The organism is Pacificispira sp., assembly GCF_965228185.1.
Taxonomy (GTDB): Bacteria; Pseudomonadota; Alphaproteobacteria; order UBA8366; family Aestuariispiraceae; genus Pacificispira.
On sequence record NZ_CBDDHE010000006.1, the window covers coordinates 188733 to 214757 of the forward strand.

Below are 26025 nucleotides of genomic sequence, written 5' to 3' on the forward strand. Positions count from 1 at the left end.
GCTACCCGCCTGCATGACAACAGACCGTTCCCGAATCCGAGCTTCAAACTCCCGGACTATGAAACATGAGCGATAGACTGACCCATCTCCGCCGACTCGAAGCGGAAAGCATCCATATCTTCCGGGAAGTCGCGGCCTCCTTCGAAAATCCGGTGATGATGTATTCCATCGGCAAGGATTCGTCGGTGATGCTGCATCTGGCGATGAAGGCGTTCTATCCGTCTAAGCCGCCCTTCCCGCTGCTGCATGTCGATACGACCTGGAAATTCCGTGAGATGATCGAGTTCCGGGACCGGCGCGCCGCGGAACTGGGTGTGAACTTGTTGGTTCATACCAACCCGGACGGTCTGCGCGATGGCGTAGGTCCGTTCAGCCACGGGTCCAGCCTGCACACGGACATCATGAAAACCCAGGCGCTGAAACAGGCTCTGGACGCCCATAAGTTCGACTGTGCCATCGGCGGAGCGCGGCGCGACGAGGAGAAATCCCGCGCCAAGGAACGTGTCATGTCCTTCCGCAGCAAGGGGCATGTCTGGGATCCGAAGAACCAACGGCCGGAATTGTGGAACCTCTACAATACCCGGATCGGCAAGGGCGAAAGCGTCCGCGCCTTCCCGCTGTCGAACTGGACGGAGCTGGACATCTGGCAATACATCCTGGCCGAGGACATCCCGATCGTGCCGCTGTATTTCGCCAAGCCGCGACCGGTAGTGGAACGCGATGGGCAGTTGATCATGGTCGATGACGACCGGATGCCCTTGAATGAAGGTGAAACGCCCGAAATGAAAACCGTGCGTTTCAGAACGCTGGGCTGCTATCCGCTGACCGCCGCCGTAGAATCCGACGCGACGACGCTACAGGAAATCGTGGCGGAAACCCTGATCGCCCGCACCTCCGAACGTCAGGGCCGCGTGATCGACCACGATCAATCCGGGTCGATGGAAAAGAAGAAGCGGGAAGGATATTTCTGATGGGTGCCAAACTGGAAGCCGCCGCCCCGCTGACGATTGCGGAGATCGACACCTACCTGGCGGAGCAGGAAAACAAGGATCTGCTGCGCTTCATCACCTGCGGGTCGGTGGATGACGGCAAGTCGACGCTGATCGGCCGGCTGCTGTACGATTCAAAGCTGATTTTCGAAGACCAGCTTTCGGCCCTTGAGGCCGACAGCAAGCGTGACGGCACGGTTGCCGGCGGCATCGACTTCGCCCTGCTGGTCGACGGGCTGCAGGCAGAGCGGGAACAGGGCATTACCATCGACGTCGCCTATCGCTTCTTCGCGACCGACAAGCGCAAGTTCATCGTCGCCGACACGCCCGGCCATGAGCAATACACCCGCAACATGGCAACCGGCGCCTCAACGGCGTCCCTGGCAGTGATCCTGATCGATGCGCGCAAGGGTGTTCTGACACAGACCCGCCGGCATTCCTTCATCGTCTCGCTGCTGGGAATCAAGCAGGTCGTGCTGGCGGTCAACAAGATGGACCTGGCCGACTACGACAAGGCTGTTTTCGATGAGATCGAAGCGGAGTACCGCACCTTCGCCGATCAGATCGGCCTTAAGGACATCACCGCCATTCCGATGTCCGCGCTGGAGGGCGACAATGTCCTGACCCGCAGCGACAAGACCGGCTGGTATGACGGCCCGACCCTCTTGGAAGCGTTGGAATCCGCGCCGCTGCCGCAGGACCGCGCCGACGGGCCGTTCCGTATGGCGGTGCAATGGGTCAACCGACCCAATCTGGATTTCCGCGGCTTCAGCGGCGTAATCTCGGGCGGTCCGGTCCGTCAGGGACAGAAGATCGCCGCCCTGCCATCCGGCAAGACAAGCACGGTCCGCCGTATCGTCACCTTCGACGGTGACTTGACCGAAGCACGCCCAGGTCAGGCGGTTACCCTGGTCCTTTCAGACGAGGTGGATATCAGCCGGGGCGACATTCTGGCCGACGCCGAGACGCCAGCGGAGGTCACCGACCAATTCGCCGCCCATCTGGTCTGGATGTCGGATCAGCCGATGCTTCCGGAACGCCAGTATCTCTTGAAGATCGGCACGCAAACGGTCGGCGCGGCGGTGACCGAACTGAAGCACAAGATCAACGTCAACACGCTGGAACATACGGCGGCGAAGACGTTGGACCTGAACGAGGTCGCTGTCTGCAATCTGGCGCTCGACCATGCCGTCGCCTACGACCCTTATGACAAGAACCCCGAAACCGGTTCCTTCATCCTGATCGACCGCCACAGCAACGCAACGGTCGGCGCGGGCATGATTTCCTTCGGGCTGCGCCGGGCCACCAACCTGGTCTGGCAGGAACTGGATGTCGACAAACAGGCGCGCGCCGAACTGAAACGCCAGAAGCCGGCGGTGCTTTGGTTCACCGGCCTGTCCGGCGCGGGGAAATCGACCGTCGCCAATCTGGTGGAAAAACGCCTGATCGCAAGCGGCCGGCATACCTATATCCTGGACGGCGACAATGTCCGTCACGGTCTGAACAAGGATCTGGGCTTCACGGAAGCCGACCGCGTCGAAAATATCCGGCGTGTCGCCGAGACCGCGAAACTGTTCGTCGATGCCGGGCTGCTGGTGCTGGTTTCGTTCATTTCGCCCTTCCGCAGCGAGCGGCAGCTTGCCCGCGACCTGGTTGAGGAAGGAGAATTCGTCGAAATCTTCATCGACACGCCGCTGTCGGTCTGTGAGGACCGCGACCCGAAAGGCCTCTACGCCAAGGCGCGTGCCGGCCAGATCCAGAACTTCACCGGGATCGACTCGCCCTATGAGGCGCCCGAAACGCCGGAACTGCGCATCGATACGACCGAAGGCGATCCGGATGTCCTGGCCGAGCGGGTCTTCACCTACCTGAAGGAAAAAGGCTTCGTCTGATCGGTCCAATACGGGGGGCTGAACGGGCATGGCCGAACCGTCACATAGTTCCTATATCTGACCCTGGACATCAGGCTTGATCGGGAGAGGGTAATGGGACGATCGATCGTATTGGACACTTCGGACGGACACCGCTTTGGCGCCTACCGGGCGGATCCGGAGGAATCGCCCAGGGGCGGCATTGTCGTCATTCAGGAGATTTTCGGGGTCAACCGCCATATCAGGTCGGTTGCCGACCGTTTTGCGGCGCTGGGCTATGTCGCCGTCGCCCCGCAAATTTTCGACCGACATCAGCCGGATATCGAACTGGGTTACGAGGGAGACGACGTCCAGAAAGGGCGCGACATCCGCGTCGCCGTCGGCTTCGACAAGCCTGTCCTGGACATCGCTGCCGCCGTCACATCCCTGAAAAGCGAAGGATTGAAGGTCGCCACGGTCGGCTATTGCTATGGTGGAGCCCTCGCCTGGTTGAGCGCCGCCCGCATCCCCTCTCTGGACGCCGCGATCGGGTACTACGGAACCGCCGCGTCGTTCAAGGATGAGGCGCCGACCTGTCCCGTGATGCTGCATTACGGCGATCTGGACGAAATGATCCCCTCGACGGACGGCGCCATGCTGGAATCCCTGTATCCGGGGGTCCAGTCCTTCGTCTATCCCGCCGGCCACGGGTTCAACTGCGACCTGCGCGGCAGCTATCACAAGGACAGCGCCGAGCGCGCCCTGGGCCGAACCATGGAATTCATCGCGGAGCATGTCGGTTGACCCGGGAAGCGATCTATCTGCCCGACCGGGGCATCGACCATCTGGTTCTCGCGGTGACCGATCTGGATCAGGCGGCCGCCCGGTATGAGGCGCTGGGTTTCAAAATGACGCCCCGAGCCATGCATCCCTGGGGCACATCGAACCGCCTCGTCCAGTTGCAGGGCAGCTTCCTGGAAGTCATCGAAGTCGCGGCCCCGGAGAAACTGTTCCCGCACGGCCCCCGCAGCTTCAGTTTCGGCGGCTATCTGGACGGCTATCTGAAAGCGCGGGAAGGCTTGGCCATGCTGGTCTTCGAAAGCCGGGACGCACGGGCCGACCGGGACCAATTCGCCGCGCGCGGCCTGCCGGACCTCGATCCGTTCGATTTTGAGCGGCAGGCAGTGCTGCCCGACGGAAACACCGTCCGTGTCGCCTTTTCCCTGGCCTTCGCGCCACCGCCGGAAACGCCGGACGCGGTCTTTTTCACCTGCCAGCAGCACGCACCGGAGTATTTCTGGAAACCGGAATATCAGGACCACCCCAATGGCGCGCGCACCGTTGAGGAAGTCGCGATGATCGCGGACGACCCCGCCAGCCTGCGTGACCTTTTGGGTCGGCTCCAGGCCCCTGAGGCGGTGAGTGAGAATGAAGAAGGCCTGACCTGCGAAACCCTTCGCGGGCGGGTGCGGGTTCTGACCCCGGACGCCTATGCCGAATGGTATGGCGGCGGTGCCGACCCTCATGCGCCCAAGACCCCGCACTTCGCCGCGACCCGGATCGGTGTCAGCGATCTGGACAGCCTGCGTGGCCGGCTGGCCAATGCCGGCATCGAGACACGTTGGGCCCGTGCGGGCTTGATCGTACCCTCGGTTTCAGTGCACGGTTGTTGCCTGGCTTTTGCACAAATCTAGGGAATTCGGCCATGCAGGCCGTTACCTTGACCTACTCTATGCGTTCCATATTGCGGCAGTCTCTGTGCGCGGCGGCCCTTCTGACCGCCGCCTGCCAGACTATACCCGACGAGAGCCCGGCTCCGGCACCCGGCGAGGCCTATAGCGGGTACTTCATTTGGGACTCCGAGCGGTCGCTGGGCAATGTCGCCCTGCAATGCATGCAGCTTGTCTTCAATACCTCCGCGCGGCTCCCCGACGGTCGCATCCGGCTGGAAGGGGTCACACGATACATAACCGGCATCAATGACGACGTCGATTTCGTCGACGCGGAGATGATCGTCGATCCGGTCAAAGGCACCTTTGCGATGTGGGAGCGGAACGCCACCAACGACAATTTCGTCGGCGACGGCAAGTTCGAGGGCCGGTTCCATACCGGCATGCTGTTCCTGAATGGCGTCTGGGCCAGTGACGGCAACGGCGAATCCGGATCCCTGAGAATGCGAAAGGGGCGCGACGCCCCCTGCATATTGGACCGCCACGCCTGACTCTCCCTAGCGGATCACATGTCCAGTTGCTGGATGTCGGTGATCAGAACGTCCTGCACCACATCCTTGCCCAAGATACTTTGTGCGGCGCGTTTGATCAGGCTTTGTACGGCACCCGCCCGCGGCGTCTTGTTCTGCATCAGATAATCGCTGAGCGTCGCAAAGATCACGGCTTCAACCTTGGGCTTGTAGCCGGTGATTCTCGGCACGTCCTGGTCGCTGGTATGTTCGATCTGATAGGCGACCAGCAATGTCCGAAGGCCGCAATTCTCTGTTTCGAACTGTACCTGCGCGGCCCCCATATCATAGTAGAACACGGCGCCTTCTTCGGCGGCCGGTCCAGGTCGCGACGGCATGAGCGCCGTTACCGTGACGACAACGCCAAGAAGAAATGCAACTGCCGTATTCCTCATTCTTTCTCTCCTGATTTACCACTGCCGATATGCGCACGCCACGGCCGGTGTCGATCCTAATCTCTGGGGGCGGATCGGAAAAGTCACGGCACGGTGAAGGTGCTTTGACACGGATTCAACGCTACCGGTAATTCATCCAGACAAGATGCAGTATTACTATCTTGCGTTGTTTCTAGGCCTGGGCGATTTTGCTTGCCATCCCCCGCTCGGCAACCACCGCAATGGCTGCAGATTTTGAGGCATCGGTGATTCCTTGAATGCTTACAAGCGGTTACAACGGGCGCGATTCACGGTTCCGTAACACATCGACTTATGGTATAAACCGGCGCCTTTGAACAAGGGGGAACAGCCGCGCGAAGGGAATCCTGAGGCGGCGTTCAAAGACGACGATCCATGACAAGCCCGTACCTGCGTAAGCCCCGGCGAGAGCTGGACGATGCGTTGAAAGAACGAGGCCTGGACCGCGACTCTGTCGGTATGCCTGATTCCGCACACCAAACCGGCCTTTCTCCGCAAAGTAGTGGCATGGGAGAGTCCGGATGGTTCGTTCTTGGAATTTCCGCGCTTCTGGTTTGCGGCGCACTGATCGCCGCGCTTGCAATGCCGGACCCGCGCATCGCGACCCAAACCGACGTGGAGAAGGTTTACGATATTTCGCCTGCTGCCGGTCCGGCCGGTTCGACCGGTTCGACCGGGAACCGGTACAAGAACTTCATTCCATACCTGCCCGATCCCGGTATGCCTTCCGTGCCTCAGGCCGGAACGCTCAAACCCCTGGATTAATCCTCGGCCGTCCCGTCACGCATGACGGCGGCCAGTGCTTTCTCGCCTACCTCCGCCAATCTGTCCGCCACCGCCGTCCGAACCTCCACAGATTTGTTCTGTGATAACTTTGCCTTACCAAGCATCTGATCCACCGGCATGCGGAAGGCCACGATGCCACGCTTCATCCCCTCCATGAAGCCGGGCTTGGTCGTGGCGGGGGACCAGCCTTCCGATCCTTCATACTGGCGTGCCGTTTCAGACAATATCCAGTCCACTGTCTGCGAATCCGTCACCGTTTCCGGACGGCCTTCGGCGATCGCAACGATATAGTTCCAGGTCGGGACCGACGCTTCCGGGTTTGGATACCAAGTCGGCGAGATATAAGCATGCGGACCGGAGAACAAAGCGCGGGTCGCGTGCGCCCCGTCGAAAAGCCGCCCATGCGGATTCGGCCGCGCGACATGGCCATAGAGCACCCCCTCCGACAGCAGCATCGGAACGGCGGTGATCATCGGGAAGGCGCCTTCGCCGGCATTGGTGATCAGATAGCCGAAGCCATTACGCTCGACGATCCCGCGAATTTCTTCGGGATCGGACAGTTTGAACATATCCGGTATGAACATTTTGACCTTCGTATCAGACGCGCGGCCCGCAGGAGGTAAGAGAAAACCCGGACCTGGAACAGGGTCATTTTCAGTTTATCGAGCGGTCCACAAACAAAAGCCCCCGGCACCTTGCCGGGGGCTTTGTCATTTCACGAGTCGTGCGACGGCTCAGCCCTGGCGCGCGATCATCATCTTCTTGATCTCCGCGATCGCCTTGGCCGGGTTCAGGCCCTTCGGGCAGGTCTTGGAGCAGTTCATGATGGTGTGGCAGCGATAGAGCCGGAACGGGTCTTCCAGGTTGTCCAAGCGTTCGCCCGTCGCCTCGTCGCGGCTGTCGATCAGCCAGCGATAGGCCTGCAGCAGGACAGCCGGGCCGAGATACCGGTCGCTGTTCCACCAATAGCTGGGACAGGAGGTCGCGCAGGAGAAGCACAGGATGCATTCATACAGACCGTCCAGCTTCTTCCGGTCTTCCGGCGTCTGCAGGCGTTCCTTGTCCGGCGGCGGCGGCGTCTTGGATTTCAGCCAGGGCTCGACAGAGGCGAGCTGCGCATAGGCGTTGTTCAGATCCGGCACCAGATCCTTGACCACCTTCATATGCGGCAGCGGATAGATATTCACGTCCTTGTCGACATCGTCGATGAACTTCGTGCAGGCCAGGGTGTTGGTCCCGTCGATATTCATCGCGCAGGACCCGCAGATCCCTTCGCGGCAGGACCGGCGGAAGGTCAGCGTCTGATCGACCTCGTTCTTGATCTTGATCAGCGCGTCCAGAACCATCGGCCCGCATTCGTCCAGATCGACCTCGTAGGTGTCGACGACCGGATTCTTTTCGTCATCCGGATTCCAGCGGTAGATGTTGAACTTCTTGATCCGTTTGCCGGCATCCGTCGTCGGCCAGGTCTTGCCTTTGCCGATCTTCGAATTGGCGGGAAGTGCGAATTCAGCCATGTCTCAATTTCCTTCCTGACCGCCGGGGCTCAGTACACGCGCGCTTTCGGCGGGATGGCCTTCACGTCGTTCGACATCGGCTGCATCATGACCGGGCGGTAATCCAGCTTCACGGATCCGTCCTCGTTCAGCCAAGCCAGCGTGTGCTTCATCCATTCCTTGTCGTCCCGGTCCGGATAGTCTTCGCGGGCCTGGGCGCCGCGGCTTTCCTTGCGGTTCTCGGCACCGACGATGGTAACCATGGCCTGACCGATCAGGTTCTCGAATTCCAGCGTTTCCACAAGATCCGAGTTCCAGACCATACCGCGATCGGAAACCTTGATATCGTCCTTCGCCGACCAGACTTTCTTCAGTTCCTCGATACCTTCCTGAAGCACTTCACCGGTACGGAAGACCGCGCAGTTGTTCTGCATGATCCGCTGCATCTCGGCGCGAAGCTCGGCCGTGGTGGTCGAGCCCTTGGCGTGACGCAGGCTGTCGAAACGCTCGATCGCCGCTTCGGCTGCATTATCGTCGAGCGGACGCGTCTTCTCGTTCGGGTCGACCGTCTCGGCACAGCGGTTCGCGACCGCACGCCCGAAGACGACCAGGTCGAGCAGCGAATTGGAACCCAGGCGGTTTGCACCGTGCACCGAAACGCAGGCCGCCTCGCCCGCCGCCATCAGGCCCGGCACCGGCGAATTGGGATCGCCGTCCCGCAGCGTCAGCACCTCACCGTGATAATTGGTCTGGATACCGCCCATATTGTAATGGCAGGTCGGGATGACCGGGATCGGTTCCTTGGTGACGTCGACACCGGCGAAGATCTTCGCCGTCTCGGCGATACCCGGCAGGCGGTCGTTGATGACCTCCGGCGCCAGGTGTTCCAGGTGCAGATGAATATGGTCGTTCTTCGACCCGACGCCGCGCCCTTCGCGGATCTCCATGGTCATGGAGCGCGAAACGACGTCGCGGCTGGCGAGATCCTTCGCCGACGGCGCATAGCGTTCCATAAAACGCTCGCCTTCGGAATTCGTCAGATAGCCGCCTTCGCCGCGCACGCCTTCGGTGATCAGACAGCCCGCGCCGTAAATCCCCGTCGGGTGGAACTGCACGAATTCGCAATCCTGCAGCGGCAGGCCGGCGCGCAGAACCATGCCGCCACCGTCCCCGGTGCAGGTATGGGCCGAGGTGGCGGAGAAGTAGATGCGGCCATAACCGCCGGTCGCCAGGACGACCTGTTTGGCGGCGAAACGGTGCAGCGTGCCGTCATCCAGGTTCCATGCCAGGACGCCGCGGCAGGTGCCGTCCTCGTCCATCAGCAGATCGGTCGCGAAATACTCGATAAAGAATTCCGCGTCATGTTTCAGCGACTGCTGATACAGGGTATGCAGGATCGCATGGCCGGTCCGGTCGGCGGCCGCGCAGGTGCGCTGGGCCGGTGGGCCTTCGCCGTATTTCGTGGTCATGCCGCCGAAAGGACGCTGATAGATCTTGCCGTCCTCGGTCCGGCTGAATGGAACGCCGTAATGTTCGAGTTCGATGATCGCCGGCGCCGCCTCGCGCACCATGTATTCGATGGCGTCCTGATCGCCCAGCCAATCGGACCCTTTGACGGTGTCGTACATGTGCCAGCGCCAATCGTCCGGCCCCATATTGCCCAGCGAGGCCGAAATGCCGCCTTGGGCCGCAACGGTGTGCGACCGTGTCGGGAAGACCTTGGTGATGCAGGCCGTCTTCAGCCCACGTTCCGCCAGGCCAAAGGTCGCGCGCAGCCCCGCGCCGCCCGCGCCCACGACGACCACATCGTATGTGTGATCGATGACTTTGTATGCGTCACTCATGACTCGGATCCCTTTTTCGGGTTTTTCCGCGAACGGTCGCGTTATGCCGTGAAGGCGACTTTAAGCACCGCGAAGCCGGCCGCGATGGCCAGGGCGAACACGCCCAGCTTTACCGCCAGCATGACCGCGATCTTCGTGCCTTCAGCATGGACATAGTCTTCCACGACGACCTGCAAACCCAAATGCAGGTGGTGGAATGTCGCAATGATCAGCAACAGCATCGCAATCGCATTGAACGGGCTGGCAAGCCAAGCCGAAGCCGTCGCGTAATCCGCACCGGCCAGTGCCATCACGGCGTAGACGAACCAGAGAGTAAGCGGCACCAAGGCCACGGCGGTCACACGCTGCGCCCACCAATGATGGGTACCGTCCTTCGCCGAACCGAGACCGCGAACCTTACCGAGAGGCGTTTTCAAGCTCATGGACCGTCTCCTCACAGCGCCGCGTAGCCGACAATCCAGGACAGGATCGTCAGCACCGCCGCCACGACCGGCACCGCGTGACCGGTTTTCGCCGCGACGTCCAGATCGAAACCACGGCCGGTGTCCCAAACCAGATGTCGGATGCCGTTGGCCAGGTGGTAGAACAGCGCAAATGTCCAGCCGAACAGTGCCAATCGTCCGATAAAGCTGCCGATCACCGCCTGGACGGTGTCGAAGGCTTCCGGTCCGCTCGACAGGGCCACCAGCCACCAGACCAGAAGAAGCGTCCCGACCCCCAGCGCCACGCCTGTCGCGCGGTGCAGGATCGAATACGCCATGGTCCACTGCCAGCGATAGACCTGAAGATGCGGGGAAAGCGGTCTTTCTTGCGTGCTCATCACCCCTACTGCCTTTCCACGCCGCGACTTTAGGCCGCGACGCCCAATGTCTTATTCATACGGCGGTCCCCGTTAAGCCCGGGCACCCCCGGATCGCCCCCCGCGACAGGGGCCTTCCGACGCGAACCGCCGGATCTGCGGCACCGAATATAGTGTAAGCGGCACCGCTGGCTAGACTAAGCCGTACCGCCTTTCTGTCAAAATCTTTCGCGGCGCAACATGACGCACACCAAATTCTATTTACTATCCGCCAACCAAAAGCTGTTGAAGATTCAAACGCTTGCACCACCCTGTGGATAAGTCTGTGAACAAGTTGTTATCAAATTGTTCAAAAATAAAAATCTACTCAACAACTTTTTTGACCAATTCATTACTTTTATCTGGACAGGTCTCTACATCGCTTGCACAGTTTTATCAACGCAGATGTTACGGCCACTTCGTGTTCTTTGGCTGAATTCGGTCCGCGCCTTCCAGGCAACGGCTGTTCGGACGAAATGACGCGGGTTGGCGGGATCGGGTTCGCCAGGATCCGGTTCCACGGCACGGCCTTCCGGGTTTACGGAAACACCTTCGGGTGTTGACGCCGGAACGCGGCGGGGCCGATTGCAGGCCGGACGGGCTTGAACTGAAACGGGCGACCGGGACGGTACTTGCATCCGGAAGGTACTGCGGGGGATGCGGCTGCGGCCTTAAGTCGGGACCTTTCGGGGTTCGGACTGGGCGGCCCGGACCGAACCGGCGACCAGGTGCTTTGCCAGGGTGACCGGGACTATGGTTCGGACGGGATGCAGCGGATCGCGTGCCCGCCGTCAGACACTGCGCCGACGCGAGGGGGTTTCGGCTCCTGGAGGCTCCGTTTGCCGCGATCCGCTTCGGCCGATCCGGCACCGCCCCGACGGGTGACGCCAGACGCTTGTCAGGCCGGCGGATCGGAGTCTCGCTCGCGTCACCGGATCGCCGGTTCGGGCCGCTTGGCGCGTACCGCGGACCGAAAGCGGGTCGGCCGTTCGGCAGGCCCCTTTCGACGACAACGATCCGATAAATCGGGCGCCCGGTTTCTCGAAGCCGGGCGCCCGTTTTCTTTTTGATTCCAATCGAACACGCGGCATTCTTTAATTGTTTGTTATTGATTGATTGGTTCAGTGTCATGGCGGCAGGTTTGCCGCCAATGGTATGGTCCGATTTCTGCCGAGGGATATATGACGTATTTCATTCTCCGACGGGCGGTTGCGGTTTTCTTGATCGGTTTGTTGGCGGCGGGCGCCGCGGCACAACCGGCCTCCGCAGATACCCTGTCCGATGTGCGCGATCGGGGGCTCCTGCGGTGCGGCGTCATCAACAGCGGTGTCGGACTGTCCGAACTGGACGATCAGGGCCATTGGCAAGGGTTCTTCCCGGAATTCTGCCGCTTTTTGGCTGCCGCGGTCCTCGGCAACGCACAGGCGGTGGAATTTGTCGAAGTCAGCTATGTGGTCCGCTTCGATGCCCTGAATTCCGGCGCGTTCGACGTCTTGATGGCCAATACGACCTGGACAATGTCCCGCGACACGGATCTGAAGCTCAGTTTCACCCATCCGCTTTTCTACGACGGCCAGGGATTTCTCGGCCACGCCTCAATCGGCGCGCGCAACCTGCGGGAACTGGCTGCGTTGGATCGAGTGACGGTCTGTGTCAGCGAAGGGACGACCACCATCGTCAATCTGCGCGACCTCGTCACAAGCCAGGATCTGCCGATCGAAATTGTCTCGTTCCAGTCCATCGAAGGGGTCTACGATTCCTTCTTCGCGCGCGATTGCGATCTGATGACCCAGGACCGGGTGGCCTTGGTGTCGCAACGCCAGAACCGCGCAAGCGATCCTGACGACTTCGTGCTGTTCCCGAACGTCATCTCCAAAGAGCCGCTCGGACCGGCCGTCCGGCAGGACGACCAGCGCTGGTTCGACATCGTCCAATGGTGCGTTTTTGCGACATTTGCCGCGGAAGAGATGGGTATCGCCGCCGCAACCGTTGAACAGTTTGAGACCTCTTCCAACCCCGAGGTCCGCCGCCTTCTAGGGGTAGACCCCGGACTGGGAAAGGGGCTGGGCTTACCAGAGCGTTGGGCCTTTGACGCGATCCGGCAGGTCGGCTCCTATGCCGAGATATTCGAGCGTACTTTGGGGCACGAATCCTCTATGATGCTGGATCGCGGTTTGAACGCTCTCTGGCGGGACGGCGGATTGCTTTACGCGCCGCCTCTGCGGTGATCCGGTCACCGGCGCTGCCGCCGAGGCGCGTATAGGCTTGATGAGGACTCACAGAACCGCACCATGCGTTGGTCATTGATCTCAGTCCGGCTCATCGCCGCCATATCGCTTTTGGGCCTCGTCACCTGTGGGGCTCTGCTGGCGGCGCTGGACAGTTTCGACAAAATGCGCGTCGGCTATGACGAGATGGCGAACCGAACGGTTCCCGAGCTGATTGCCGCCTCTCGGATCGGACAGACGGCCCAGGCAATCGCATCCACCGCACCCGCACTGGCAGCGGTCGATTCCACATTCAGGCAGCAATCGGTCAACCACCGCATCAATGATCAACTGCGCCGATTAGACGGATATCTCGACGAACTGCACAGTTTTACGCGGTCACGGCCGCGTTTCGACGAATTGATCCAACGTATCCGGGACAGCCGCAATGCGCTTGAAGAAAACCTGGATGCCCTGGACGTCGCGGTAGCCGAACGGATCGCCGTCGACGCTCGCATGTCCGAGACCTATGCGACGGCGCGATCGATCGTGGAACGACTGCGCGCTACCCATGTCGTGCTGGAGCAGGAAGCAGCGAGCGGCAATCCAATGACCGAGCGCCTGCACCGCGACTGGTACCAACCAATGGACGACGTCCTGACGGAGGTTCTTGCAGTCCCCACCCTGCAGGCGGATGCGTTGGTGGAACAGGCCCATATCAGGGCCAGCGCGGCACTGGAAGAGGCCTCACGACCGGAAATCATCGCGGACTTCAATATGTCCCGCGACCTAGTCCTGCGACTTCAGTCGCTGCAGGGGGAGGCGCACTGGCTGATTGAGGGGGAACGCGGCATTTTCGGCCTTGTTCGGGCCCAACTGGCGCTGTTGCGTCGCCAGGAAGGCTTGCTGAACGCGAACAAATTCCTGGCCAACCGCTTCGTCGGTTCGGTCGCAGACCTGACTCTGATGCTGCGCGAGGAAACCCTGGCGAGCAGCCTGTCCTTTGCCCAAGCCGCCTATTCGAAATGGCTGCTGCTGATCGGTGTCATGGTCTTAAGCATCGCCGCGGTGATCAGCCTGTCGCTTTACGCCCGGTCTCGCATAGTCCTGCGACTGAGCGCGCTGCGCGAAGCGTTGATCGCGCGCGTCAGTGGCCATGCCGTTCCGATCCCCGTAGACGGACAAGATGAGATTGGCGATATCGGACAGGCCGCATCCTTCTTCGCCGAAGCTGTGGCGGAGCGGGAACGCAGTCTGCGCCGCGCAAAAGAGGAGGCGGAAAGGCTAGCCGAACAGGCCGACGCCGCCAATCGCGCGAAGTCCATCTTCCTGGCGAATATGAGCCACGAGTTGCGGACCCCATTAAATGCGATCATCGGCTTTTCGGAACTGATCGGTACGGGCCATTCAGATGCCGAGCGCAACCTGGAATATGCCGGGGATATCAATGATAGCGGTCGGCACCTGCTGGAGTTGATCAACCAGTTGCTGGACTATTCCAAGATCGAAGCAGGCGAGCGCAAATTGGCCATGCATCGGGTGCCGGTCCTACACGAGGTGGAATCCCTGGAGAAGCTGATTCACCTGCAATTGGAACGGCGTGCGCTGGCCCTGGAAATCGACATTGCGCCGGAAATCGAGGCGATGGCGGACCGGACCGCCTTCCGCCAGGTCATTCTCAATCTGCTGACCAATTCCTGCAAATTCGCCTATGAACGCACCACCATCCGGATCGCCGCCGCCATGAAAAGCGGACTCGTTACCATATCCGTTGAGGACAAGGGTATCGGGATCAGCAAGGAACATCTTGATCGCGTCCTGCAGCCCTTTCATCAGGAGGCGGATAGTTATATCCGACCGGCCGGCGGCACCGGCCTCGGTCTCGCCATCGTTGAATCGTTGGTCCGAATGCATGGCGGCCAGGTCGGCCTGAGCAGCGAAAAGGGAGTCGGCACAACCGTCACGATTTCGTTTCCCGCCGCAGAGGTCGAAACCGATGCGGTGTCGCGGGAAGCTATCGGCGCTGCGGGCGGCTGATCTCACCCTGAAGCGACAGCCATATGCCGATCAGAATCGGAATGCCACCCAGCAGGGTCGTCTGGGGAACCGTCTCCCCCAGATAAAGAAGCCCCAATAGCGTCCCGAAGATCGGTTCCCCCAAAAGACAGATCGACGCGAAAACCGGCGAAAGGCGGATCAGGGCAAAGTTATAAGACGTGTGTCCGACTACCTGACTGACGAGGCCCAGCGCCAGCATCGCCCACCAGGCTTCTGCGGGAATGTTTGCGAAAGAAACGCCGGCGCCGATCCCGGCTACCCCGAGCAGAACCGCCGCCGTGCCATAGCAGATCGAGACATATTGCGCCGTCGGTAGAACCGGGCGCACCTGCCGCCCGATGGCGAGATACCCCGCCATGGCCATACCGCCGACAATCGCGAGCACCAAGCCTAGCGGCTCGCCGGTCGGGCTGGTCAGGCCGTCCCAACCCAACGCGACCGTGCCGCACAGGCACAGAAACACGCCCGCCGAGGTGCGTCGATCCGGCCATCCCTTGCCCGTCGCGACATCCAGTATCACCAGCCAGACCGGCGACAGGCTGACCAGCACCGCGCTCTCCGCGATGGTCAGACGCTGGACGGATTCGATCCAGGCACCGAAATGCAGGGCTAGGAAGATACCCGAGAGTACGGAAAGCAGGCGCGCACGCGGCATCGACCCGGTATTGGCACCCCGAAAGGCGAAGGGCAGGAAGACCGCCGTACCGATGGCCACCCGCATTGCCGCGATCAGAAGGGCCGGCGCGTCGCCCGCCCAACGGATGAAGATCACCGCGTGACTGACCGCGATCAAGCCGATCAGCGCCAGAACTAGCGCCATCGCGCGCGACGGTCCGGCCGCACCGGATTCCGGCCCGATCGTCATCGTCACGCCCTGCCGGTTCTATCGCGTCGGGCGGGGCGTTTCTTCGGCATAGTCGTAGAAACCGCGCCCGGTCTTAACCCCGAGCCATCCCGCCTCGACATACTTCACCAGCAGCGGACAGGGACGGTACTTCGCGTCCGCCAGATCGCCATGCAGCACCGACAGAATCGCCAGACAGGTATCCAGCCCAATGAAATCGGCCAATTCCAGCGGTCCCAACGGATGCCGCGTGCCCAGCTTCATCGCCGTATCGATCGCGGTGACGGTCCCGACCCCTTCATACAGGGTATAGATCGCCTCGTTGATCATCGGCAGAAGGATCCGGTTCACGATGAAACCAGGGAAATCCTCCGACACCGCAACTGTCTTGCCCAGGCCTTCGGCATAGGCGCGGAATTTCTCGAAGGTTTCGTCTGTCGTCGCCAAGCCCCGGATCAGTTCCACCAACGGCATGGCAGGGACCGGATTCATGAAATGACAACCGCAGAACCGGTCCGGCCGGTCGGTATTGGCCGCCAGGCGCGTGATCGAAATCGACGACGTGTTGGTCGACAGCAGGGCGTCCGCAGGCATGTGCTCGATGGCGCGTTTCAGGATGTCGCGCTTGATGCCCTCATTTTCGGTCGCACTTTCGATCACCATGTCGCAATCGGACAGCAGGGCATAGTCGGTCCCGGTCTTGATCCGCGCCAATGCGGGCTCGATCTCTGCTTCCTTAATGACGCCGCGGCTGGCCTGTTTGCCCATGAACGACCGAATCCGGTCGACAGCATCGGTCAGAGCCTCCGGCGAAACGTCGATCAGACGAATATTCGCACCGGCCAACGCCGACGCATGGGCGATGCCGTGGCCCATCTGGCCCGCCCCTATGACGCCGATGGTCTTGAACATCGCCGCCTCCTTTCCCGCATTTACCGGCCACGGTCCCGAAATCAGGCCGCAGTCCTTTCTATGTTGCGGTGCAACTTTGAGCCGGTCGGAATTGTAATGCAAGAGTCATAGGCGGTTAATTTCGCGGCCCAAGGACCACGAATCCCCAAACCTGCCCGACGGAAGGTCGTCAGTTCTTAAGTTTGGGCGGGCGACGCACCATTCCGGCCGGGGGCTCGGCCTGGGCTTCCAGGAACACCCGGCGCCAGACGAAGCCGTCGCCCTGTTTCACCATGACCCAGGTACGGCCGAAGGCGGTATCGACCAGAACCGGCCCGCTGTCGGTTTCAACCACGGCATAGCGGCCCGGAATATCGCGCGTCGATTCATCGACATTCTGCGCCGAAGCGGTCCCGGACAGCGCGCCGCCGATCGTCAGCGCGGCGCAGAACAGAACGGCATTCCCCATTTTCGACATGCTATTCCCTTCCTCGTCTTTTCGGCCGCTTCCGAACGGCGGACGCGCCAATATAGGGCCGTCCGGATCGCGATGGAAGAGCCGCCGTTGGCCCCTAACCGTCTCGTCGGGCGAGGGCCAGCCCGATCCCGGTGACGATCAGCAGCGTCCCGGTGATCCGGGCGCGGATCAACGCCCGTTTCGCATCCATCAGGAACGGACGCACCCGCCCCGCCAGAACCGCATAGCCCCCGTCGCAAACCAGGGCGATCGCCAGCATGCTCGCCGTCATCACCGCCAATTGCGGCCCCGCCGCCAGGGTGGGGTCCACAAACTGAGGGAAGAAGGCCGCATAGAAGATAATGGTCTTGGGATTGGTGATGCCGGTCAGGAAACCATAGCCGAACAGGGCGGAAAGTCCCCGCCGCTTATCGGCCTGTCCTTCGTCCAGAATCGTCCCGCGCGACCGCCACTCCTTGATTCCCAGATAGATCAGATAAGCCGCACCGACGAGGCGGACCAGATCGAATACGTCGGACAACAGCGCCAGCACCGTTGTCATGCCGATCGCGCCGGCGATCAGCAACACGCCGGTCCCGACATTGGCGCCCAGCATGGTCGCCATGCCGAACCGCGTCCCGCGCTTCAAGCTGGTTGCAATGACCAAGGCCACGACAGGCCCCGGCATCAAGATCAACAGGGTCGTCGCCAGACAGAACGCCACATACAGTTCGATATTGACCATAATCAGATGACCTCCGTCTCTTCCAGCGGCCGCCCTTCGAGAATTCTCTCATAGCCGAATGGTGACAAATCCAGGCTGCGATACTGACCGTAAACAATCCATTCCGCCAGTCCCCGGCCGACCGCAGGAGATTGCTGCATGCCGTGCCCGCTGAATCCATTGGCGAACAGGAAATTCGTCACGTCCGGATGCGGCCCCAGAATGGCGTTGGCGTCCAGAAGGCACATCGCATAATGACAGCCCCAGGCCGAAACCTGTTTGATCGCCTCAAACGCCGGGACGCGGTGTGCCAGAGACGGCCAAAGATACTCTTCGAACTGACTATAATCGACGTCGAAATCGGTGTTCTCGGGATCGTCCTCGCCCGGCCCCGGTGACCGGCCGCACAGGAACCCCTGCCCTTCGGCACGGAAATAGGTGCCGCTGCTGTCGATCACCAGAAGGCCCTGCGGAACGGCTTCGCGGGTCTCGCAATAGAAGACGCAGCGTTTGCGTGGCGACACGGGCAGCCCCTCGATTCCCGCCATTTCCGCGGTCCAGCGCGCCCGCGCCCCGCTGGCGTTCACAAAGACCCCGCCCGGGATGCGCGTCCCGTCCGACAGTTGGACCGCCGCGATCCGGCTTCCGTCGCGTTCGAAACCCACTGCCTGCTGAGCGACATAGGTGACGCCCAGCGATGCGGCCTTGCGCCTGAAGGCGCGCATCAGGCCGTATCCGTCGAACCAGCCTTCGCGCGAAAGGCCCAGATGCGCCAGGGCCAAGTCTTCCGTATTCATCCAGGGAAAGCGCGCCGCAATGGCGGCGGGCCCGTCGATCCTGTCGACCTCCGCGCCGCCATCCCGCTGGATCTGAAGGGTTCGGTCAAAGGCTGCCCGATCGCCCTCTTCCCCCAGGAACAGATACCCGCCTTCCCGGAACTGAATGTCCGGTGCCTCGTCATCAACCGCCAGATGCGTGCCGATTTCCTTCAGAAAGGCATAGCCGAAGCGGGAAATCGCGACATTTTCCGCCGTCGAGAATTGCTGACGTATCGACGCAACGGACCGCGCCGAAGTGCTGAATTCGTAGGTCGGGTCCTTCTCGACGACCGTTACCGTGCCGTCGAAGGCCGGGTCGCTGGCCAGGAAATACGCGACCGCGCTGCCGATGACGCCGCCGCCGATGACGACGACATCGGTCATTTCACCCGCTCGCGCAGCTTGCTGATGGTGGTCGAGACAGAGATTGCCTCAGCCGACGTCATCAATTCGATCAAGGCCGGCCCCTTGTGAGCGCGCGCCTTCGCGAAGGCGTCCGGGAAATCCTCGGATCGTTCGACGCGGATTCCCAGCGCCCCATAAGCTTCCGCCAGCTTGGCAAAGTTCGGATTGCTGAGATCGGTGCCGGAAACGCGGGACGGATACTCCCGTTCCTGATGCATGCGGATGGTCCCGTAGGTCCCGTTGTTGGACACGATCACCGTCATATCCAGCCCGTGGGTCACCGCAGTCGCCAGTTCCTGTCCATGCATCATGTAGCAACCGTCCCCGGCAAAGCAGACGACTTCACGATCCGGCGCGGTCAGTTTGGCCGCGACGGCGGCGGGCATGCCGTACCCCATCGACCCGGAGGTCGGGGCAAGCTGCGTCCGGTAGGTGCGGAACCGGTAATAGCGATGGACCCAACCGGCGTAGTTGCCGGCCCCATTGGTGATAATCGCGTCCGCGGGCAGGGTCGCCGCAACATGGCTCAACACCTCTTCCATCCGAACGTCACCAGGGGTCGGCAAGGGCGTCAGGCTGTCCCGGTATCCCCGGTTCAGATCCGCCGTACGCTTGGCATTGGTCGCCAATTGGGCAACTTCGACATCCTGAAGTGCGGCCGCGAAGGCGGACGTGGCGGCGACAATGGACAAGTCCGGACGGTAGACACGCCCCAATTCGGACGCATCCGGATGAATGTGGATCAGGCTCTGTTTCGGATTGGGGATGTCCATCTGCGTATAGCCGCTGGTGGTCATCTCGCCCATCCGCGCGCCGACGACGATCAGCAGATCCGCGTCGCGGATCGCATCGCGCAGGCTGGGGATCGGCCCGATGCCGCTGTGCCCGGCATAGTTCGGATGGTCGTTATCGAAGTAGTCCTGCGCCCGGAAGGACGTACAGACCGGCAGACCGGTGCGGGCGCTGAACGCCTCCACCGACCGGCGCGCGTCATCGCTCCAGCCCGGCCCGCCCAGCACCATCATCGGCCGCTCGGCCTTCGCCAGCATATCGGCGAAGGTCGCCATGTCGTCCCGGTTCGGCTTGGCATAGCCGGGATTGGCCGGCTTGGCATCCGGAACATCCACGGTTTCGGTCAGCATGTCCTCCGGCAGGGCCAGCACGACCGGGCCCGGACGCCCGGACAGAGCGACATGGTAGGCATGACTGATGTATTCCGGGATGCGTTCCACCGTGTCGATCTGGGCTGCCCATTTGGCCAGGGGCGCGAACATCTGACGATAATCGACTTCCTGAAATGCCTCGCGGTCGACCATGTCGCGGCCGACCTGACCGATGAACAGGATCATCGGGGTCGAATCCTGAAACGCGATATGGACGCCTGCCGACGCGTTCGTCGCCCCCGGCCCGCGCGTCACAAAACACACGCCCGGCTGACCCGTGAGTTTGCCATAGGCATCGGCCATCATGGCCGCGCCGCCTTCCTGGCGGCACACGACCGGCTCGATCTCCGGCACGTCGTAAAGCCCGTCCAGCACCGCGAGATAGCTTTCGCCCGGGACGAGGAATACGCGGTCGCATCCCTGGATTTTTAGCTGATCAGCCAGGATCCGGCCACCATGCCGAATAGCGCCTTGTGCCGCGGAAGTCATTTCGCGTCATTCCCTTGATGGAAAGGTCTCATGAATTGGTCGGGGGAACCTAGCCATGGCCCGCGCCGCTTCGCAAGCGCTGTGAACGGCGCCGCCCGTGCGGATAAACCCTGCCTCACCGGGCCATTAAACCCCGCCGCCGGGGCCGGACTCCGCTTGCCGCCAAGGGAATGTAATCGGCGCGCCGATCCGGGGCGTGGCAATTCACAACAGCCATGACCGCAACGTCGGGGATTCCGGGCTGGAGTTCCCCGCGCATTCGTCCCACCATCCGCCCGTTTTAACAGAACCAGAAACGAAGGGGGCGAACATGCGCATCGGATTTGTCGGGACCGGGATCATGGGTGCCCCCATGGCGCGCAACCTCGCGCGGGGCGGCTTCGCGGTCACGGCATGGAACCGCAGTCGCGCCAAGTCGGACGCGTTACGGGATAGCGGCATCTCCGTTGCGGAGACAGCGGCACAGGCGGCCGATGGCGCCGACCTTGTCATCGTGATGTTAAGTGACGGCCCGACCTGCGATCACGTCCTGAACGATCAGGGTGATCACGGCGCGCCGGTTCTACCGGCCATGGCGTCCGGCAGCCGGCTTGTCGTTATGTCCTCCATCCCCGTCGAAACCGCCCGCGATCAGGCGGAACGCGCGGCCACGCGTGGTGTCGGCTATCTGGACGCGCCGGTCTCGGGCGGCGAGAAAGGCGCGACAGAAGCCACATTGGCGATCATGGCCGGGGGTGCGCAGGAGGATTTCGACGCTCTGCGCCCGGCTTTCAGCGCCATGGGCCGGCCCACCCTAGTCGGTCCCGCCGGCGCCGGACAACTGGCCAAACTGGCAAACCAGATCATCGTCGGAAACACCCTGGCGACGGTCGCGGAGGCCTTGATCTTCGCCGAACGCGGCGGTGCCGATCCGGCGGCCGTGCGCCAAGCGCTTCTGGGCGGTTTCGCCGATTCGACAATCCTGCAGCAGCACGGTCTGCGCATGTGCGAGGGCAATTGGACGCCGGGCGGGTTCTCCAAATACCAGTTGAAGGATCTGCGCACGGCAATGGCCTTCGCCGCAACGCTGGGCCTCGATTTGCCGGTATCCGGCGTCACCACGGGCCTATACGAAGATACCGTGGCGCATGGCGACGGCGACAAGGACCAAAGCGCGGTCTTCCTGGAACTGACCCGCCGCAACGCCCGGTAAGCCCGGCACATCCGGAATTGGCGGATCGCGGCACTTCCGATAGACTCCGGCTTTGTGGGTGGGATCGCCATCCGGGGGGCCAGCATCGATGAGTGACGAGGAGCCGCAGCCGCAAGGACGCCGCCTGAATCGGACGGTGCATGGCCGCTTCCTGATCGCCTATGTGCCGGCGGTGATCGTCGTCATCGTCCTGTTCGTCGCCCTGGTCGAGATCTTCACCTATCAGAATGCGCGGGAATCCTTGCGCGACCGCGTCGACCGGATGGGGGCCAACCTGTCCATCATTCTGGCGGAGCCGGTTGCCCAGAACGAGCGCCGACTGGTTCAGGCCGTGATCGCCAACGCCGTCAACGACCGCGATGTGGCGTCAATCGGTGTCTTCGACGCCCAGGGCCAGCCCATCGCCGAAGTGGCGCGCGGCGAAGTCCGTCCCGGCGCGGACCTGGTCTTTTCCAAGATACTGAATATCGGCGTCGGCGACGATGCGATCCCGGTCGGGCGTATCCGCGTTGTGCTGACGGACAAGCGGTTGATCGACGCCATGGCGGATCGATTGACCTTCGCCGGTACGCTGTCGGCGATGCTGCTCGCCGCCATCGTGATCGTCGGGTCTTTCGTCTATCGGCGGATCGTTGGCGACCCCCTGGCCCAATTGATCGCGATCATCAATCAAACCGATCAGGGACGCGGCGTGGAACGCGCCGTACCGATCCGCGATGACGAGGTCGGCGACGTCTTCCGCGCCTTCAACAAGATGCGCGACCGACAGCACCGGAACGAAATCGAACTGGAAGGCGCGCGGGCCAGCCTGGAACGGCGGGTGCGGGAGCGCACGTCCGAACTGAAACGCGCGCATGACGAAGCCCTGGCCGCCAGCCGTGCGAAAAGCCAATTCCTGGCGAATATGAGCCATGAATTCCGCACCCCCCTGAACTCCATCATCGGGTTTGCGGAACTGCTGGGCGGCGATTCCGTCACGGACAAGGATCTGCGCAAGGAATATGCGAAGGACATTCGCGAAAGCGGCATCCATCTGCTGACCTTGATCAACGACCTGCTGGACCTGTCCAAGGCGGAGGCGGGAAAGCTCGATTTGCAGGAAGCCGTGATGGATGTCGGCGCGACGATCGAGGCCTGCACCGGCATGGTGCGGAACGGCGCGCAGGAAAAGGGGCTGACCATCCATGCCAGCGTCCCGGCCTCGACCCCGGCCCTGCGCGGCGACGAGCGCAAAGTCCGTCAGATGGTGCTGAACCTGCTATCGAATGCGGTCAAGTTCACCCCCTCCGGCGGGACAATCACGATTACCTGCCGGCCGGCGGTCAATGGCGGGTTGGACATCGCGGTCACGGATACCGGGATCGGGATCGCCGAGAAGGATCAGGAACGCATCCTGCAGCCCTTCGTCCAGGTCGACAGCGCCTATACCCGCAAACATGCGGGTACCGGGCTGGGCCTGCCGCTGGTCCGGATGCTGGCCGAACTGCATGGCGGCCGGCTGACCCTGACCAGCGCCCCGAACAAGGGGACGGCCGTGACGATCAACTTCCCCGCCGACCGGACGCAGTCCGATACCCGCATGGCCCGCGTCGCGGAGTAGCAGCCCCCTGACAGATCAGCGGCCAGCGGCCTCGATCGCCGCCTGCGCCGCCGCCAGCCGTGCGATCGGCACGCGGAACGGGCTGCACGACACATAGTCGAGCCCCAGACCTTCGCAGAAGGCGATGGAAGCCGGGTCGCCGCCATGTTCCCCGCAGATGCCGAGCTTGATGCCGTCGCGCGCCTCTCGCCCGCGTACTGCCGCGATGCCGATCAGTTCGCCGACACCATCGCGGTCCAGGGTCTGGAACGGGTCGTGTTCCAGAATGCCACGACGTTCGTAGTCGGTCAGGAAATTGGCGCTGTCGTCGCGGCTGAGGCCGAAGGTCGTCTGCGTCAGGTCGTTGGTCCCGAAGGAGAAGAACTCCGCCGATTCCGCGATCTCGGCCGCACGCAACGCGGCGCGCGGCAGTTCGATCATGGTGCCGACCGTGTATTTCGGTGCAATCCCCTGTTCGGCCGCGACGGCCTTGGCCGTCTCGTCGATCACCGCGCGCAGCAGGTCCAGCTCCTTCTTGACCGAAACCAGCGGGACCATGACCTCGCACAACACCGCCTCACCCGATTTCTTTTCCACCGCCACGGCGGCTTCGAAGATCGCCCGGGCCTGCATCTCGCAGATTTCCGGATAGCTGTTCAGCAGACGGCACCCGCGATGGCCCAGCATCGGATTGGATTCGTGCAGTTGCGCGGCCCGGCCCTGGATCTTGTCGACATCGACCCCCAGATCGGCGGCAATCTCTTCGAATTCCGCCCGTTCGCGCGGCAGGAATTCGTGCAGCGGCGGGTCCAGCAGTCGGATCGTCACCGGCAGGCCCTTCATGATGTCGAAGATCTCTTCGAAATCACCGCGCTGCATCGGCAGGATTTTGGCCAACGCCGCCCGGCGGCCATCTTCGTCGGCGGCCAGGATCATCTCGCGCACCGCCAGGATGCGGTCGCCGTCAAAGAACATATGCTCTGTCCGGCACAGTCCGATGCCCAGCGCCCCGAACCGGCGGGCGGTCGCGACATCTTCCGGCGTTTCGGCATTGGCGCGGACGGTCATGCGGCGATGGGCATCGGCCCATTCCATGATCCGGGCGAAATCGCCGGACAGTTCGGGCTGAACCGTCGGCACGCGGCCCTTCATGATTTCGCCGGTCGATCCGTCGATAGTGATCCAGTCGCCTTCCTTCAGCGTCGTGCCACGCACGGTGAAGGTCGCCGCCTTGTAGTCGATGCGGATTTCCCCGGCCCCTGCAACGCAGGCCCGGCCCATGCCGCGCGCGACGACGGCGGCATGGCTGGTCATCCCGCCACGCGTGGTCAGGATGCCTTCGGCGGCATGCATGCCGTGAATGTCTTCCGGCGAGGTCTCAATGCGTACCAGCATGACCTTCTCGCCGTTCTGGGCGCGTTTCTCGGCATCGTCGGCGGAGAAGACGATGATGCCCGACGCGGCACCGGGAGAGGCCGGCAGGCCCTTCGATATCACATCGCGCTTCGCATCCGGATCCAGGCGCGGGTGCAGGATCTGATCCAGCGATTGCGGCTCGACCCGCATCACGGCGGTCTTGCTGTCGATCAGGCCCTCATCGACCATTTCACAGGCGATGCGGATCGCGGCCTGGCTGGTCCGCTTACCCGACCGGGTCTGCAGCATGTACAGCTTGTGCTTCTGGACCGTGAACTCGATGTCCTGCATGTCCCGATAATGGTTTTCCAGCAGGGTGCGGACCTCGCACAATTGCTGAAAGACATCGGGCATGACCTCTTCCATTGCAGGAAGATCCGACCCCTGGGCCTGCTTGCCTGCGATGGTCAGGTGTTGCGGCGTACGAATACCGGCGACGACGTCTTCGCCCTGGGCATTCACCAGATATTCGCCATAGAAGATATTCTCACCGGTCGACGGGTCGCGGGTGAAGGCGACGCCGGTCGCGCAATCCGCGCCCATATTGCCGAAGACCATGGCCTGGACGTTGACCGCCGTGCCCCAGGCTTCGGGGATGTCGTGCAGCCTGCGATAGGTGATCGCGCGCGGGGTCTGCCAGGAATTGAACACCGCGCCGATCGCACCCCAAAGCTGTTCCTGGGGATCCTGCGGGAAGGGCTGGTCCAGCTCTTCGCGGACGATGTCCTTGTAATGCTCGATCAGCGTCGCAAGGTGATCGGCGGTCAGGTCGGTATCCAGCACCGCGCCGGTCTCGTCCTTCAGGTCTTCCAGCTTTTCTTCGAACAGGAAGTGCTCAACACCCAGTACGACGTTGCCGTACATCTGGATGAAGCGGCGATAGCTGTCGAGCGCGAAGCGGCGGTCGCCGGACTGTTCGGCCAGACCTTCGACGGTCACATCGTTCAGGCCCAGATTGAGCACCGTGTCCATCATGCCCGGCATGGAGACCCGCGCGCCCGACCGGACGGAAACCAGCAGCGGGTTCGTCTCGTCGCCGAACTTCGCGCCGACGATCTTCTCGACGGCTTTCAGCCCATCCGCAACCTGGTTTTCCAGCTCGGCGGGGTATTGCTTACCGTTGTCATAGTAATGGGTGCAGACTTCGGTCGAGATCGTGAAGCCGGGCGGCACGGGCAGACCGATATTCGACATTTCCGCCAGGTTGGCGCCCTTGCCGCCGAGCAGGTTGCGCATTTCGCGCGCGCCTTCGGCCTTACCGTTCCCGAACCCGTAGACCCATTTGGTCATCGTCTCTTCCAACCCTTGTTGTCTGTTGGGGGACGAT

The 26025-nt window shown here is 62.2% G+C and carries 23 protein-coding genes; 10 read left to right on the forward strand and 13 right to left on the reverse strand.

Annotated features, from left to right (window positions below):
* Positions 1-65: 65 nt before the first annotated feature.
* The 5 genes from cysD to ACO06O_RS11630 all read left to right on the forward strand — a co-directional run bounded on the left by cysD (position 66) and on the right by ACO06O_RS11630 (position 5060).
* Positions 66-971: a sulfate adenylyltransferase subunit CysD gene (gene cysD, locus ACO06O_RS11610; protein WP_420420097.1), complete on the forward strand. Its 906-nt coding sequence runs from the start codon at positions 66-68 to the stop codon at positions 969-971.
* The gene (gene cysN / locus ACO06O_RS11615; RefSeq protein ID WP_421879876.1) at positions 971-2881 is read left to right on the forward strand and encodes a sulfate adenylyltransferase subunit CysN; all 1911 of its coding nucleotides are present in this window, start codon (positions 971-973) and stop codon (positions 2879-2881) included. The genes cysD and cysN overlap by 1 nt, the downstream gene beginning before the upstream one ends.
* A 93-nt stretch (positions 2882-2974) precedes the next feature.
* Positions 2975-3643, forward strand: coding sequence for a dienelactone hydrolase family protein (locus ACO06O_RS11620; RefSeq protein ID WP_421879879.1), 669 nt, complete (start codon positions 2975-2977; stop codon positions 3641-3643).
* Positions 3640-4533 carry a VOC family protein gene (locus tag ACO06O_RS11625; RefSeq protein WP_421879882.1) on the forward strand — a complete coding sequence of 298 codons (894 nt, stop codon included), beginning with the start codon at positions 3640-3642 and terminating at the stop codon, positions 4531-4533. Before ACO06O_RS11620 ends, ACO06O_RS11625 begins: the two co-directional genes overlap by 4 nt.
* A gap of 11 nt (positions 4534-4544) precedes the next feature.
* Positions 4545-5060, forward strand: a complete 516-nt coding sequence (locus tag ACO06O_RS11630; protein ID WP_421879885.1) for a hypothetical protein — start codon at positions 4545-4547, stop codon at positions 5058-5060.
* 14 nt (positions 5061-5074) lie between these two features.
* On the opposite strand, the gene ACO06O_RS11635 is transcribed toward ACO06O_RS11630, so the two are convergent.
* A complete protein-coding gene (locus ACO06O_RS11635; protein WP_421879888.1) occupies positions 5075-5473 on the reverse strand; it encodes a hypothetical protein in 399 nt (132 codons plus the stop codon).
* 525 nt (positions 5474-5998) lie between these two features.
* Between ACO06O_RS11635 and ACO06O_RS11640 the strand changes: the two genes are divergently transcribed.
* Complete coding sequence (locus ACO06O_RS11640; RefSeq protein WP_421879891.1) at positions 5999-6256, forward strand: hypothetical protein; 258 nt, start codon at positions 5999-6001, stop codon at positions 6254-6256.
* On the opposite strand, the gene ACO06O_RS11645 is transcribed toward ACO06O_RS11640, so the two are convergent.
* The 5 genes from ACO06O_RS11645 to sdhC all read right to left on the reverse strand — a co-directional run bounded on the left by ACO06O_RS11645 (position 6253) and on the right by sdhC (position 10437).
* Positions 6253-6861 (reverse strand): FMN-binding negative transcriptional regulator, encoded by a 609-nt coding sequence (locus tag ACO06O_RS11645; protein ID WP_421879895.1) that lies wholly within the window; start codon positions 6859-6861, stop codon positions 6253-6255. The genes ACO06O_RS11640 and ACO06O_RS11645 overlap by 4 nt on opposite strands.
* Positions 6862-7011: 150 nt before the next feature.
* Positions 7012-7794 carry a succinate dehydrogenase iron-sulfur subunit gene (locus ACO06O_RS11650; RefSeq protein ID WP_420420089.1) on the reverse strand — a complete coding sequence of 261 codons (783 nt, stop codon included), beginning with the start codon at positions 7792-7794 and terminating at the stop codon, positions 7012-7014.
* A gap of 29 nt (positions 7795-7823) precedes the next feature.
* Positions 7824-9617, reverse strand: a complete 1794-nt coding sequence (gene sdhA / locus ACO06O_RS11655; protein ID WP_421879898.1) for a succinate dehydrogenase flavoprotein subunit — start codon at positions 9615-9617, stop codon at positions 7824-7826.
* Between the two features lie 41 nt (positions 9618-9658).
* Positions 9659-10039: a succinate dehydrogenase, hydrophobic membrane anchor protein gene (gene sdhD, locus ACO06O_RS11660; protein WP_420420087.1), complete on the reverse strand. Its 381-nt coding sequence runs from the start codon at positions 10037-10039 to the stop codon at positions 9659-9661.
* Positions 10040-10050: 11 nt separating this feature from the next.
* Positions 10051-10437: a succinate dehydrogenase, cytochrome b556 subunit gene (gene sdhC / locus ACO06O_RS11665; protein ID WP_420420086.1), complete on the reverse strand. Its 387-nt coding sequence runs from the start codon at positions 10435-10437 to the stop codon at positions 10051-10053.
* Between the two features lie 1199 nt (positions 10438-11636).
* Between sdhC and ACO06O_RS11670 the strand changes: the two genes are divergently transcribed.
* Together ACO06O_RS11670 and ACO06O_RS11675 are read left to right on the forward strand one after the other, a co-directional pair.
* On the forward strand, positions 11637-12683 hold the full coding sequence (locus ACO06O_RS11670) for an amino acid ABC transporter substrate-binding protein (RefSeq protein ID WP_421879902.1): 1047 nt from the start codon (positions 11637-11639) through the stop codon (positions 12681-12683).
* A 63-nt stretch (positions 12684-12746) separates the two neighbouring features.
* Positions 12747-14699: an ATP-binding protein gene (locus tag ACO06O_RS11675; protein ID WP_421879905.1), complete on the forward strand. Its 1953-nt coding sequence runs from the start codon at positions 12747-12749 to the stop codon at positions 14697-14699.
* Here ACO06O_RS11675 and ACO06O_RS11680 read toward each other — a convergent pair.
* The 6 genes from ACO06O_RS11680 to ACO06O_RS11705 all read right to left on the reverse strand — a co-directional run bounded on the left by ACO06O_RS11680 (position 14677) and on the right by ACO06O_RS11705 (position 20511).
* Positions 14677-15585, reverse strand: a complete 909-nt coding sequence (locus ACO06O_RS11680; protein WP_421881106.1) for a DMT family transporter — start codon at positions 15583-15585, stop codon at positions 14677-14679. The two genes, ACO06O_RS11675 and ACO06O_RS11680, sit on opposite strands and share 23 nt — an antisense overlap.
* Before the next feature lie 18 nt (positions 15586-15603).
* Positions 15604-16476, reverse strand: coding sequence for a 3-hydroxybutyryl-CoA dehydrogenase (locus ACO06O_RS11685; protein ID WP_421879908.1), 873 nt, complete (start codon positions 16474-16476; stop codon positions 15604-15606).
* Between the two features lie 169 nt (positions 16477-16645).
* Positions 16646-16933 (reverse strand): hypothetical protein, encoded by a 288-nt coding sequence (locus tag ACO06O_RS11690; protein ID WP_421879910.1) that lies wholly within the window; start codon positions 16931-16933, stop codon positions 16646-16648.
* Positions 16934-17027: 94 nt separating this feature from the next.
* Positions 17028-17657: a LysE family translocator gene (locus ACO06O_RS11695; protein WP_421879913.1), complete on the reverse strand. Its 630-nt coding sequence runs from the start codon at positions 17655-17657 to the stop codon at positions 17028-17030.
* Between the two features lie 2 nt (positions 17658-17659).
* Positions 17660-18838: an NAD(P)/FAD-dependent oxidoreductase gene (locus ACO06O_RS11700; RefSeq protein ID WP_421879916.1), complete on the reverse strand. Its 1179-nt coding sequence runs from the start codon at positions 18836-18838 to the stop codon at positions 17660-17662.
* Positions 18835-20511: a thiamine pyrophosphate-binding protein gene (locus ACO06O_RS11705; protein ID WP_421879919.1), complete on the reverse strand. Its 1677-nt coding sequence runs from the start codon at positions 20509-20511 to the stop codon at positions 18835-18837. The genes ACO06O_RS11700 and ACO06O_RS11705 overlap by 4 nt, the downstream gene beginning before the upstream one ends.
* A 310-nt stretch (positions 20512-20821) precedes the next feature.
* Here ACO06O_RS11705 and ACO06O_RS11710 point away from each other — a divergent pair, with 310 nt between their 5' ends.
* Both ACO06O_RS11710 and ACO06O_RS11715 read left to right on the forward strand, forming a co-directional pair.
* Complete coding sequence (locus ACO06O_RS11710) at positions 20822-21703, forward strand: NAD(P)-dependent oxidoreductase (protein WP_421879921.1); 882 nt, start codon at positions 20822-20824, stop codon at positions 21701-21703.
* A gap of 88 nt (positions 21704-21791) precedes the next feature.
* Positions 21792-23303: an ATP-binding protein gene (locus ACO06O_RS11715; RefSeq protein WP_421879924.1), complete on the forward strand. Its 1512-nt coding sequence runs from the start codon at positions 21792-21794 to the stop codon at positions 23301-23303.
* Between the two features lie 15 nt (positions 23304-23318).
* On the opposite strand, the gene ppdK is transcribed toward ACO06O_RS11715, so the two are convergent.
* Positions 23319-25988: a pyruvate, phosphate dikinase gene (ppdK, locus tag ACO06O_RS11720; protein ID WP_421879927.1), complete on the reverse strand. Its 2670-nt coding sequence runs from the start codon at positions 25986-25988 to the stop codon at positions 23319-23321.
* Positions 25989-26025: the final 37 nt, after the last annotated feature.